The organism is Streptomyces sp. 35G-GA-8 (assembly GCF_023534745.1).
GTDB lineage: Bacteria > Actinomycetota > Actinomycetes > Streptomycetales > Streptomycetaceae > Streptomyces.
The window spans coordinates 127,219-138,886 of sequence record NZ_JAMHJQ010000005.1 but is presented as its reverse complement, the minus strand read 5'-3'; the positions used below and the strand labels follow the sequence as shown (position 1 = coordinate 138,886).

Below are 11,668 nucleotides of genomic sequence, written 5' to 3'. Positions count from 1 at the left end.
CATGAAAGCCACCGCCGCCCCCCACCCCTTGAGCGCCCAGGAGATGGCCTTCTCCGCACTGCGCGAGCGAGCCCGCGCTCTCGCGGAATCCGGCCGGCGGGCGATTCTGGGGATCGTCGGGGCACCCGGTGCGGGAAAGTCGACCCTGGCCGCCCACTTGGCCGCCGCGCTCGGCCAGGACACGGCCGTGGTGGTGCCCATGGACGGCTTCCATCTGGCCAATGGCGAACTGAACCGGCTCGGAAGCCGGCAGCGTAAGGGCGCACCGGACACCTTCGACGCGGCGGGCTACGCGGCGCTTCTCCGCCGGCTTCGCGAGCAGGCGGAGGACTGCGTGTACGCCCCCCGGTTCCACCGCGAGTTCGAGGAAGCCATCGCGGGCGCCATCCCGGTCCCGGCGGAGGTGCCCCTGGTCATCACCGAGGGCAACTATCTGCTGCTCGACCAGGGCCCCTGGGCGGGCGTCAGAGCGCTCCTCGACGACGCGTGGTACGTCGCCACCGACGAGGAGACCCGGCTGAACCAGCTCATCCAACGGCACGTGGCCTACGGCAAGCCCTTCGCGGAGGCCCGCGCGTGGTCTCTCGGCAGCGACCAGCGCAACGCCGATCTTGTCGCGGCCACCCCGCACCGAGCCGACCTGGTGCTCGTCCCGCCGCCCCTTGACCCGAGCCCGACAGAGCCGCTGCCGACCGACCGGGCGCCGCACCGCACGGAGCCCGACTCCTCCACCGGGCACCGTCCCCCGGACGCGTGACCCCGGTTCACGCCGGTTCCGGGCGACCGGGTGGCGCCTCGGGACACCGCGCGCGGCCCTCCGTACACCGGACCTCTTCGTACGCCGGACCCCTACCGGGTCCCGGCCAGGTGGGTCCGGAAGAAGTCGGTCAGTTTGGCGACGGCGGGGCCGACATAGGGCTCCTTGTCGTAGAGGTCGACATGGCTGGCGCCATCCACCCAGTGCAGTTCCTTCGGACCCCGGGCGTTCTGGAAGGCTTCGACGCTCATCCAGGAGGTGACGGCCTCGCGGCCGACGATGAGCAGCAGGGGGCGCGGGGCGATCAGCCCGACGAAGCGGAACCCGTCGAAGAAGGCCATGCGGTCGACGCTGGACCAGGTGAAGGACCGCGCCGCGCGCGGGTGCTCGGCGCGGGGCGTGCGGTAGTACTCGAACCCCTCCGCGCCGTGCTCGCCGCCCGCGGCGTAGGCCTCCTCGGCGGTGCCGGGGAAGAGCGGGAAGGCCGGGACGCCCTCACCACGGGCCTCGGCGGTACGGGAAGCCGCGGCCGCGTCGAGCATGGTCTGGAAAACGGCCGGGTCCTGGGTGCCGTCGGCGCCTTCGCGGAACTGGCGCGCGATGTCGACGGCGGAGACGGTGCCGACGGCCTTGACGCGGTGATCGGACGCGGTCGCGGTCAGCGCGTATCCGCCCGAGGCACAGATGCCCAGCGCCCCGATCCGGTCGGCGTCGACCTCCTCGCGAGTGGTGAGGAAGGAGACCGCGGCCTTGATGTCCTCGACCCGCTGGGCCGGGTCCTCCAGACCACGCGGCTCGCCCCCGCTCTCTCCCTGGTAGGCGGCGTCGAAGGCGAGGGTGACAAAACCCTGGTCGGCCAGGCGCCGCGCGTAGAGGCCGGCGGTCTGCTCCTTCACGCCGCTGCCGGGGTGGCCGACGACGATCGCCGGGCGCGGCCCGCCGGCCTCACCGTCCGGTGTGTACAGGTGTCCGGCGATCGTGATACCGGCGCTGGGAAAGCTGACGTTGGTCCTCACGGTGGTGCTCCAGTCGCTGAAATGGGGAGCGGGCTCGCGGTGGGGCGGGCTCCGGCGGCCGTTCTGCTCGCGGCCACACATCAACGATGAAGTCGGCGGTTCGGGGGTACCAGGGAGGACGTTGCCTAGGGAAGCCGGTACCAGGCTTGTCGTCGGCTCAGGGGGCCCGGACGAACGTCCGCCCGGTGAGCGGACGGGGGCGCGGTTCTCCCAGGGGAGTGTACGCGCGTACACTATCGGTTACGATCCTGGGCATGTCGACGGACCACTTCACCGAGGACCTGCGGACCAACCTTGAGCGCATGCTCGCGGGCGACCTCTACATCGCCGATGACCCGGAGATCGCACAACGCCAGCAGCGCGCGATCCGACTCGCCTTCCGCTATCAGGCCGCCTTCGCCGAGGACGCCGTCGCCGCCCGGGGGATCCTGGCCGAACTGCTCGGCAGCGTGGGCGAGGACGTGGAGGTACGGGCGCCGATCCACGTCGACTTCGGAAGCAACATCACGATCGGGCCCCGCACGTTTGTCAATTACAACCTGACCGCGCTCGACGTCGCGCGGATCTCGATCGGCGCGGACTGCCAGATCGGCCCGAACGTCCAACTGCTCACCCCCACCCACCCCTTGGAGCCGGGTCCCCGGCGCGACAAGCTGGAAGCCGCACGCCCGATCACCATCGGCGACAACGTGTGGCTCGGCGGAGGCGTCATCGTCCTGCCCGGCGTGACCATCGGCGACGACAGTGTCATCGGCGCCGGTTCCGTCGTCACCAAGGACATTCCCGCCGGTGTCGTCGCCGTCGGCAACCCCACTCGTGTCATCCGAAGCCTCTGAGCCCCCTATGACGACCGGACGCACTGACCATCAGCGGCGCGAACGCATCATCGCCGCCACCCTCGATCTCATCGCCGACGACGGCGTCGCGGGTGTGTCCCACCGCAAGATCGCTGCCCGGGCCGCCGTGCCGCTGGGATCGATGACCTATCACTTCAACGGCATCGACGACGTACTCCGGGAAGCGTTCACCACGTTCGCCGACCAGATCGTCGCCCTCTTCGAGGCCCATCTCGGCGCTGCCAGCGACCGTGACGAGGTCCGCCAGGCGGTGGCCGACCTCGTCCACGCACTGTCCGAGGGGCCACAGCGCGACCTGGTGCTCACGCAGGAGCTGTACACCCTCGCCGCCCGTCGTCCCGAGTACCGGACGCTGACGACTCGGTGGATGCGCCGCAGCCGCGCCCTGCTTGAGCAGCATTTCGACCCGGCCACCGCACGGCAGCTCGACGCCCTCATCGAGGGCCTTTCCCTCCATCACGCCCTGGACAGCGAACCGCACGACCGCGCCCTCACGGTGGAGGCGATCACCCGTATCACCACGGACACACCGCGCTGAAACGGCCGGCCACCGGTCAGCGCCGGTCGAGGACGCGGGCGAGCCGGGTGAGCGCGGCCGTCCTGTCGGCCTCGACCGGCGTCAGTACGACGCTGGTGGCCCCCGCCCGATACCGGGCGGCGACACGCTCGCGGACCTGGTCGGGTGTGCCGGCGAGAGCCAGCTCGGCGACCCACTCCGTCGGCATGGTGGCGGCGAACTCCTCGGGCCCAGCGCATTGCCGGCGGTGACGAGCGAGCTCGTCGGCGAACGGCAGTGCGGCCAGGTGAGGCGCCCAGTCGGGCTCCCCGATCCAGGTCAGGCCCGCACGCGCCCGCTCCACAGCGGCGTCGGGGTCGTCGTCGACCACGGCGACGTCATAGGCGATCACCTCGACACCTTCCGCACCGGGCGTCGCGCCCAGGTGGCCGAGGGCCGAAGCGATGTACGCGGGCGGGGACGGCTCGGCCAGCAGGACACCGTCGGCGACCTGTCCTGCGACCTCCAGCGACTTGGGGCCCCGCACACCGAGCACGACCGGCGGAACGAGATCCGGCGTCTCGCCGATGACAACGTCCTGGGTCGTCACGTACCGGCCGTTCGGGGGCCCCGGCTCACCGCGCAGCAGCGCCCGGACCGCGGTGGCGTATTCACCGATGAAGGTGAGGGGGCTGGCCGGCCACGCTCCCACCTGGCGCATCCACACCGGCATTCCGTGCCCGATCCCCGCGATCAGCCGCCCCGGAAAGAGCTGTGCCAGGGTCGCCAACTCCATCGCGGCGAAGGCGGGGTTGCGCGCGCCGGCGGGCATGATGCCGATACCGACGACGATGCGTTCGGTGGCCGCCAGCACCGCACCGGCCTGGGCGACCCCGCCGCGGAAGCCGAGATCCTCGACCACCCACAGTTCGTCGAAGCCGAGTTCCTCCGCCCGGCGTGCGAAGGGCAGCACCTGTGCGGCCGGCAGATCGCGGGGGAGCATGACACCGACACGCTCGCGGGGGAGTGGTGTGCTCGGCACAGTCATGAAAGGCCGCCTTCCTTGGCATCGGCACGAGCGGTCGCTCGGTGGGACCGCTCGGGTGGACGTTCTTCGGTCGGATCCATACTCAATCAACGACGCGGCTCACAGAGCCGGGTCACCGGAGCCGCTTTCGCAGCACACCGGCGAGCAGCACGACGAGGAGCCCGGCGGTGGGTACGACCAGCAGACCCATGCGCAGACTGGTCGCATCGGCGATCAGTCCGACGACCGGCGGGGAGCACAGGAAGCCCAGGCGCATGAGCCAGGAGACGATGGTCAGCCCGGACCCCGGGCGCAGGCCCGGCAACTCGTCCGCCTCGTGCATCGCGGCGGGCACCAACGTGGCCACGCCGAACCCGGCGGCGGCGAATCCGAGAATCGTCCCGGGCACCGTCGGAACGGCCAGCGCCAGGCCCATACCCGCCGCGGCGACGAGACCGCCGACGCGGGCCACGGCGCGCTGCCCGAACCGATCGACGAGCCGGTCGCCGATGAGACGCCCGATGAACTGGGCGCCCACGAGAGCGATATATCCCGAAGCCGCCAACGCGACCGACGCCTCCAGCGAGTCCGACAGGTAGACGGCGGCCCACGAGCTGCCGGCGTCCTCCACGAGCGCGCCGGACGTGGCGATCAACACCAAGGCGCCCAGCACGAAAAGGGTGCGCGGTCCTCGCCCGGAGGCTTCCTTCCCCCGGGCGCCGGGGACATCGTCCACGGGGTCCACGGCCGACTCGGTCTCCTGGCCGGGCAGACAGAACCTCGCGGCGGCGAGCGCGGCGAGCGCGAACACGGCCGCCGAGATCCCCAGATGCGGTCCCCGCGACAGACCGAGCGCGATAGCGCCGGCGGCCATCGCCCCGCCGGTGACGGCGCCGATGGACCAGATCGCGTGGAAGGAGTTGATGATGGAGCGCCCGTACCGGCGCTGGACCCGGAGGCCGTGTTCGTTCTGGGCGACATCGGTGATCGCGTCCATCGCTCCCGCCAGGAACAACGCCCCGGCGAACGCCCACACCGAAGAACTCAGCCCCGCTGCCAGAATCCAGGCCCCGGTCAGTATGGTGCCGGTCACCGCCACCCGCGCCGAGCCGAACCGGCGGATGAGCACCCCGGCCGCGAGCCCGGCCACGATCGCGCCGGACGGGAACGTCGCGACCGCCAGCCCATAGGCGGCGTTACCCATTCCGAGTTCCGCCTTGATCTGGGGAAATCGCGGCAGGAGATTGGCGAACAACGCGCCGTTGGTGAAGAACAGCACGCTCACCGCCACGCGGGCCTGCCGCTCTGTCAGACCAGGCCGCGTCGACATAGCAAGACTCATGCGCCTGAGCCTATAGCCAAAGCGTACGAACGTACACTCCCGCCTGCCGGCCCGCTCCACGAGGGAGCGTCCCGTCTTTCGCATGCCGGAGCAGACCTGGACACCGTTCGACGCGGGCCGCTCAAGACCTCGTTCAAAGGCGGTCGCGTACGTTGGTAGCGTCGGCGTGAGCCGTGCCGGCCGGTGCGGATGCCGTTCGACCGAGAGAGACCTGATGTCCCCGACGATCCGCAGGGCCGTGATCCCCGCCGCCGGACTGGGTTCCCGTCTGTTGCCCCTGACCAAGGCCACTCCCAAGGAAATGCTGCCGGTCGGCGACAAACCGGTGATCGAGCACACCGTCCGCGAGCTGGTGAACTCCGGCATCACCGACATCACCATCGTCGTCTCCGGCGGCAAAAGCCTGATTCAGGACCATTTCCGGCCCAACCCGGCACTCTGCGCGCAGCTGCGGGAAGACGGCAAAGAGGGATACGCGGACGCGGTGGAGGAGGTCGCCGAGCTGGCCCGCCGAGGCCACATCACCTACCTCGACCAGCACGGTCCGTACGGCAACGGCACCCCCGTACTGAACGCCGCCCGGTCCTTCGGTGATGAGCCGGTGCTGGTGCTGTGGCCCGACGACGTGTTCGTGGCCGAGGTGCCCCGCGCCCAGCAGCTGATCCGCGCCCACGAGCAGACCGGCTGTCCGGTACTGGCCCTTATGCCGATGGACCCCGGCGACTCCCAGCGTTACGGCGTACCGATCGTCAAGGAAGACCTCGACGACGGCCTGCTGCGCATCACCGGCCTGGTCGAGAAGCCCAAGCCGGCCGACGCACCGTCCTCGTACGCGGCCATCGGCGGCTATGTGATCACCCCCGGCATCATCGACGAGCTGCGCGAGCAGACCCGCCTCTGGTACGACCGGCGGGAAGGTGAGATCTATCTGACCGACGCGATCAACGCCTACGCGGCCAGCCGCGCGGTGTACGGGCAGGTCATCTCCGGCCGCTGGTACGACACCGGCAACCCGGCCGACTATCTCGTCGCCCAGATGGCCTTCGCCCTCTCCCACCCCGAGTACGGGCCCGTCCTGCGCGGTCTGGTGGACGAACTCGACGGCGGCCGTCCCGGCTCGGCCGCGGACATCGCCGCGACGCTCTGATCCACCGTTCCCCTGTCCACTTCGGCGGTGCGGCGGTCCCCGCCATGACGGGAGGCGGGGACCGCCGCACCGCGTGCTCGTCGAGCGTGCCCGTCAGCCGTCCTGACGCGCCGACCGCTCCTCCTCGGCCGGCCGGGGCCGCAGTTCGGCGAAGACGGCCCCGCCCCGGTTCGGGGTGAGATCCACGGAGTCGAGTACGGAGGACAGCGTGAGGCTGGGCAGCAGATGCCGCAGCAGGACCGAGGTCCGGGCCAGCAGATCCTGGTACTCGCATACGGCCTGTGACATGGCCTGGACCCCGGCGAACGCCCCCACGGTGACCTCCGCGCTCTCGGCCGTCCGCACATGGGGGAGCAGTTCGCCCTGGGCCTGGGCCTTTTCCAGCAGTTCCCCGATTATCCCGCCCCAGCGCAGGAAGGGGCCGCTGCGGTCGACCCCATGAGCCTGCTGGTCGAGTGAGAGCCGGACCCCGGCCCGGACCATCGGGTCGGTCTGCAGGCGGTAGGCGTGCAGCAGCACCGTGTCCACGAACTGCTGGATCGTGCAGGAGCGGTCCGGAACGGGGAGCCACTGGTCCTGCTCGCTGAGCACGCCCTGAGCGAGGTGTTCCTTCGAGGGGAAGTGGAAGTACAGCGCCCCCTTGGTCACCCCGGCCTCGGCGAGTATCTCGCTGATGGTGGCCGCCTGATAGCCGCGCGCCTCGAAGACCCTGGCCGCCGCGGTCAGGATGGTCAGGCGCGTACGGATCGCCCGATCCTGCTTCGGCATGTGGGCCCCCTCTGCGTCGATGAGCCCAGCGGCCCGGAAAAGACCGTTCAGATTGTATCCGGCTGATGGGCGGCCTCCTTTGCCGTGGCGGTTTTGGCTGAGCCCGAAACCGGGGCGGGCCGGTGCCCCGCCGAGCCGGGCTCGGTTCAGTGGGGCCGGTGGCCGGCACGGGCCTCGGCGGTGGTCTTCAGATCGGCCAGCCATCCCTTCAGCCCGTCGCTGAGGATCTTGGTGGCGGTGGGGACGTCGGCCTCCACCTGGTCTCCGGTGTGGGTCTCCTCGGTGCGTACGAGGACACCGCCCTTGACCTTGGTGAAGTTCCATACGTGGACGCCGTCGATGCGCAGTCCCTCACCGATGGCGGGGCCGCTCCAGCGGATGCACGAGTTGTGCTTGAGCTGCTCGACGGTCGAGGTGATCTCCAGACTGGTGGCGGGAGTCGCGGGGTTGGGAGGTATCGGGGTCGTCCACCGGAACGCCGAACCCTTCCGGAGGGGGCCGTGGTCGAGGCGTTCCACCGTCTCGACCGGGGCCTGCCAGGACGGCCAGCCCTCCACATCGGTCTGGAGCTTCCAGATGGTGCTCAGCGGCGCGTGGATCACGGTCTCGGTGCCGGCGCGGACAAGGGCGTTGGGGTCGACGCCCTCGCCACGGCAGGTGAGGGGAGCGCCGGGCCGCGGGGTGGCCCCGGCGGGCGCGGCGGCGGTGCCGAGGACACCGGCGACGACGAGCGGGAGGGTGAACAGGGCGGCGCGGGCACTGGTGCCGCGGATTCCGGACATGGGCATTCCTCGTCAGTGAGCTGGAAGGTCGGGAGTGGGAAGAACGTGGGCTAGAAGCTCGTTCGTTCGTTAGAAGTTATAACGTGCGGTGAGTTGGTGAGTCAATGAGTTTCGTGATGCCTTCTCACGAGGACTTGAAGCTATAGCTGGAAGGTCCCCATGGGTCGGGTCCGCGAGCCGGGATCGGTGCTCTTGCGGCGCCATGACGGGACGGTAGGCTCGATCAGCCGTAGTTGATGCCGGGGCTGAAGTGGGGCCATATATCGCCTGGCGAGCCGTCACAGGAGAGAGCGGAGCATGGAATCACCCTTGCGGCGTACCTGTCGGCTACTGGTGGAGAATCTTGACGTGCCCTCGACCGTCACCAGCGTCCGCGACCTCCTCCCCCATATCGAGGAGGTCTCCGGCCGGCCCATCCGCCTGGAGCCGACGGTCACCAACACCGCCGAGCCGTGCGGCATGTGGGTCCGCACCACAGACGTGGACCACATCTTCTATGACCCACGGACCAGCCCCGCCCACGCGGACCACATCATCGCCCATGAGCTCGGACACATCCTGCGCGGGCACAACAGCCTGGCCGCCGCGCCCGAACAGCCCGTCACCGAACGGTTCTTCCACACGCTGGACCCGGAGACCGTACGCATGATCCTCGGCCGAACCACCTACGAGTACAAGGACGAGGAGGAGGCGGAGACCATCGCCTCGCTCCTCCAGCAGAGCATCCACCGCCGGCTGCCGGACGCCGCGGACCGTGTGGCGCGCACCCTGCTGAACGGGAGGAACCTGCGGTGAAAGAGGTCCTGCACCCCATTTCGCTGACGTTCGCCCTGGTCGGGCTCGCCCTGCTGCTGCTCCGGGCGCGGAGCTTCCGCGCTGATCCGGCCCTCGCCGCGCTCGCCGCCGTATTCGCCCTGTCCGGGGCCTCGTTCGCGGTGTCCTTCGCTCCGGTGTGGACACGGGTCGACCGGGCACTGGACGTTCCGAACGCGTCGGCCCTCATCGCGCACATCTGCGTCATCACCATGATCGGGTGTCAGCAGGTCATCCTGGCCTGCTGGGGACCGCCCGAGCGGGCCCGCCGTAGCATCCTGGTCCCCGGCGCGGCCTGCGCCGCCGTGATCGTCGCCCTTGTGGTCCTGTTCGCCAACCTCACCCCGAGCGCGTCGCGGCCGGTCGGCTTCACCGCGTACTTCGTGCACACGGACGTCTACCGCGCCTATCTGACCCTCTACATCGTGGCGTACGCGGTGGGCGAGGTGTGGCTGGCCCGAGCCTGCTGGCGGCACGCCCGCCGTACCGGCGCGGTGTGGGTGGCCCGCGGCCTCTACACCGTGGCCGTCGGATCGGTGATCACCCTCGGATACAGCGGGATCCGTATCGGGGGAGTGGTCGCCTCGCTGGCCGGCGGGCATCTGGACGAACTGGACGCGATCGCGTGGATCTGCGGGGACCTCGGCGCCGCCGTGGTCCTCCTGGGCTGGCTCGTGCCCACCCTCGCGCTGACGGCCGTCCGGCTGCGCACCCGCCGCCGCGAGCGCGACCAGTACCGGCAGTTGGGGCCGCTGTGGGAGGCGCTGCACGCCCAGGCGCCCGGCATCTCCCTCGACTCGCCCCCCAGCCACGACGGCCTGAGCGACCCCGGCGTCGATCTGGGATGGCATCTCTACCGGCGCACCGTCGAGATCCGCGACGGCCAGCGCATCCTGCGCCCCCACCTCTCTCCCGCCGTACGGTCCGACGCGGAGACACGCCACCGGGCCGCCGGACTCACCGGCCAGGACCTCGCCCTCGCCGTCACCGCCGACCAGATCCGTCACGCACTGGACGCGATGGCCGCCCGGCACCCGCCGGGGACCGAACCCGCCGACTACGCGGAGATCCACGGCGCCACCGGCACCCCGGACGACAACCTCCGCGCCCTGCTCGGCATCGCCAGGCACTTCACCTCCCACCGCGCCACAACCGCCCCCGTCACCACAGGAGATCAGCGTTGAGCGACCTCACCCAGCAGTCCGCCGTCGACCAGCTGCGCGCCCTCTCCGGCCGCGAGGTCTCGGCCCGCGAGCTGGCCGAACTCCACTTGGAGGTCATCGCCGCCGACCCGGGCTTCAACGCGGTGATCACCGTCGACCCCGACGCGGTACGCGCCGAGGCGGACGCGGCGGACAGCCAGCGGGCCCGAGGGGGCGAACTGCCGCTGCTCGGCCTCCCGGTCGTCGTCAAGGACTCGCTGGAGACCCGCGGTCTCCGTACCACCTGCGGCCTGCCCGAACTGGCCGACCACATCCCCGACCGTGACGCGGACGCGGTCGCCCTCCTGCGCCGCGCGGGCGCGATCATCCTCGGCAAGGCCAACGTCCCGCCGAACTGCCAGGACATCCAGACCTCCAACACGCTCTTCGGGACCACCCCCAATCCGCACGACCGTCTCCGTACGGCCGGCGGGTCCTCCGGCGGACCGGCCGCCGCCGTCGCAGCCGGGCACGCGCCGCTCGCCCTCGGCAGCGACCTGGCAGGATCCGCCCGGCTGCCGGGCCACTACTGCGGCGTCCACGCCCTGCGCCCCAGCCACGGCATCGTGCCCACCCGCGGCCATATCCCGCGACCGCCCGGCTGGGCCACCAGCAGCGACATGCTCACCCTCGCCCCCTTCGCCCGCACCGCGGCCGATCTCGACCTCGCCCTGGACGTCCTCGCGGCACCCTCGCCCAGGGACGCCACCGCGTGGCGGCTCCGCCTCCCGCCCGCGCGCCATGACGCGCTGCGCCACTACCGCATCGGGTGGTGGCCCGATGACCCGTTCTGTGCCGTCGACGGCGAGACGCGCCAACTCCTTGACCAGGTCGAGCAGTTGATTCGCAAGGCGGGTGCCCGTCTGGACTCCGCGACCCGACCGGTCGACCTGGCCACCAGCAACACCCTCTTCACCACGCTGATGTTCGCCACCGCCTCGGCCACCGCGCCGGAAGACGCCTTCGCCGCGGAGTGCGCACAGGCCGACACACTCGCCACGGACGACCGGTCCCCGTACGCCGCCTTCCTGCGCGGACGCACCAGCCGTCACCGGTCCTGGCTCCTCGCGCACGAACAGCGCACCCGGCTACGGGACGTCTGGAGCACCTACTTCGAGACCCACGACGTGCTGATCACGCCCGTCGCGCCGACGGCGGCCGTCGAGGACCAGACCGGTCTGCCGCCGATGGAGCGGCACATCCTGGTCGACGGCCGGCGGCGGCCGTACTACGACCAGACCACATGGACGAATCTCGCCGGCCACGTTCATCTCCCCTCGGCCACGGTGCCGATGGGGCGCACCCGCGACGGCCTGCCCATGGGCGTCCAGATCATCGGGCCCTACCTCGAAGACCGTACGGTCACCCGCGTAGCGGCCCTGCTCGCCGAGGCGGGCGACCAGGACCGATGACGGACGTCGGCGCCACTGGCGGGCGCGTCGCCGGCGGCGTCGACGGCGG

12 protein-coding genes are annotated in these 11,668 nt (G+C 70.9%); 7 read left to right on the top strand and 5 right to left on the bottom strand.

Translation table 11 applies throughout. The features are described 5' to 3' along the window. The first annotated feature begins 1 nt into the window (after position 1). Positions 2-757 carry a nucleoside/nucleotide kinase family protein gene (locus M1203_RS12655; protein WP_308404866.1) on the top strand — a complete coding sequence of 252 codons (756 nt, stop codon included), beginning with the start codon at positions 2-4 and terminating at the stop codon, positions 755-757. A gap of 92 nt (positions 758-849) precedes the next feature. Here M1203_RS12655 and M1203_RS12650 read toward each other — a convergent pair whose 3' ends face one another. Further along, the gene (locus tag M1203_RS12650; RefSeq protein ID WP_249949727.1) at positions 850-1,773 is read right to left on the bottom strand and encodes an alpha/beta hydrolase; all 924 of its coding nucleotides are present in this window, start codon (positions 1,771-1,773) and stop codon (positions 850-852) included. A gap of 254 nt (positions 1,774-2,027) precedes the next feature. Between M1203_RS12650 and M1203_RS12645 the strand changes: the two genes are divergently transcribed. Beyond that, positions 2,028-2,609, top strand: coding sequence for a sugar O-acetyltransferase (locus M1203_RS12645; protein ID WP_249949726.1), 582 nt, complete (start codon positions 2,028-2,030; stop codon positions 2,607-2,609). A gap of 7 nt (positions 2,610-2,616) precedes the next feature. After that, entirely contained in the window at positions 2,617-3,168 is a 552-nt protein-coding gene (locus tag M1203_RS12640) for a TetR/AcrR family transcriptional regulator (RefSeq protein WP_249949725.1), read from the top strand. A gap of 16 nt (positions 3,169-3,184) precedes the next feature. On the opposite strand, the gene M1203_RS12635 is transcribed toward M1203_RS12640, so the two are convergent. Both M1203_RS12635 and M1203_RS12630 read right to left on the bottom strand, forming a co-directional pair. Beyond that, complete coding sequence (locus tag M1203_RS12635) at positions 3,185-4,174, bottom strand: LLM class flavin-dependent oxidoreductase (protein ID WP_249949724.1); 990 nt, start codon at positions 4,172-4,174, stop codon at positions 3,185-3,187. 112 nt (positions 4,175-4,286) lie between these two features. Next, positions 4,287-5,495, bottom strand: coding sequence for an MFS transporter (locus M1203_RS12630; protein ID WP_249949723.1), 1,209 nt, complete (start codon positions 5,493-5,495; stop codon positions 4,287-4,289). Positions 5,496-5,709: 214 nt separating this feature from the next. Between M1203_RS12630 and M1203_RS12625 the strand changes: the two genes are divergently transcribed. Beyond that, positions 5,710-6,642 carry a UTP--glucose-1-phosphate uridylyltransferase gene (locus M1203_RS12625; RefSeq protein ID WP_249949722.1) on the top strand — a complete coding sequence of 311 codons (933 nt, stop codon included), beginning with the start codon at positions 5,710-5,712 and terminating at the stop codon, positions 6,640-6,642. Positions 6,643-6,735: 93 nt separating this feature from the next. Here the strand turns inward: M1203_RS12625 and M1203_RS12620 are convergent, their stop codons facing one another. After that, a complete protein-coding gene (locus tag M1203_RS12620) occupies positions 6,736-7,410 on the bottom strand; it encodes a ScbR family autoregulator-binding transcription factor (RefSeq protein WP_249949721.1) in 675 nt (224 codons plus the stop codon). Positions 7,411-7,556: 146 nt separating this feature from the next. After that, positions 7,557-8,192: an SRPBCC family protein gene (locus tag M1203_RS12615; protein ID WP_249949720.1), complete on the bottom strand. Its 636-nt coding sequence runs from the start codon at positions 8,190-8,192 to the stop codon at positions 7,557-7,559. A 348-nt stretch (positions 8,193-8,540) separates the two neighbouring features. Here M1203_RS12615 and M1203_RS12610 point away from each other — a divergent pair, with 348 nt between their 5' ends. The 3 genes from M1203_RS12610 to M1203_RS12600 are packed head-to-tail and all read left to right on the top strand — an operon-like array spanning position 8,541 to position 11,619. Next, positions 8,541-8,987 carry a toxin gene (locus M1203_RS12610; RefSeq protein ID WP_249949719.1) on the top strand — a complete coding sequence of 149 codons (447 nt, stop codon included), beginning with the start codon at positions 8,541-8,543 and terminating at the stop codon, positions 8,985-8,987. Further along, the gene (locus tag M1203_RS12605) at positions 8,984-10,189 is read left to right on the top strand and encodes an MAB_1171c family putative transporter (RefSeq protein WP_249949718.1); all 1,206 of its coding nucleotides are present in this window, start codon (positions 8,984-8,986) and stop codon (positions 10,187-10,189) included. Before M1203_RS12610 ends, M1203_RS12605 begins: the two co-directional genes overlap by 4 nt. Next, entirely contained in the window at positions 10,186-11,619 is a 1,434-nt protein-coding gene (locus M1203_RS12600) for an amidase (RefSeq protein ID WP_249949717.1), read from the top strand. The genes M1203_RS12605 and M1203_RS12600 overlap by 4 nt, the downstream gene beginning before the upstream one ends. The last annotated feature ends 49 nt before the right edge of the window (positions 11,620-11,668 follow it).

What these genes read in the sequence shown, in the direction of transcription:
- M1203_RS12655 (WP_308404866.1), top strand. Translation starts at nt 2, where the DNA reads ATGAAAGCCACCGCCGCCCCCCACCCCTTGAGCGCCCAGGAGATGGCC.
- M1203_RS12645 (WP_249949726.1), top strand. Translation starts at nt 2,028, where the DNA reads ATGTCGACGGACCACTTCACCGAGGACCTGCGGACCAACCTTGAGCGC.
- M1203_RS12640 (WP_249949725.1), top strand. Translation starts at nt 2,617, where the DNA reads ATGACGACCGGACGCACTGACCATCAGCGGCGCGAACGCATCATCGCC.
- M1203_RS12635 (WP_249949724.1), bottom strand. Translation starts at nt 4,174, where the DNA reads ATGACTGTGCCGAGCACACCACTCCCCCGCGAGCGTGTCGGTGTCATG.
- M1203_RS12630 (WP_249949723.1), bottom strand. Translation starts at nt 5,495, where the DNA reads ATGAGTCTTGCTATGTCGACGCGGCCTGGTCTGACAGAGCGGCAGGCC.
- M1203_RS12625 (WP_249949722.1), top strand. Translation starts at nt 5,710, where the DNA reads ATGTCCCCGACGATCCGCAGGGCCGTGATCCCCGCCGCCGGACTGGGT.
- M1203_RS12620 (WP_249949721.1), bottom strand. Translation starts at nt 7,410, where the DNA reads ATGCCGAAGCAGGATCGGGCGATCCGTACGCGCCTGACCATCCTGACC.
- M1203_RS12615 (WP_249949720.1), bottom strand. Translation starts at nt 8,192, where the DNA reads ATGTCCGGAATCCGCGGCACCAGTGCCCGCGCCGCCCTGTTCACCCTC.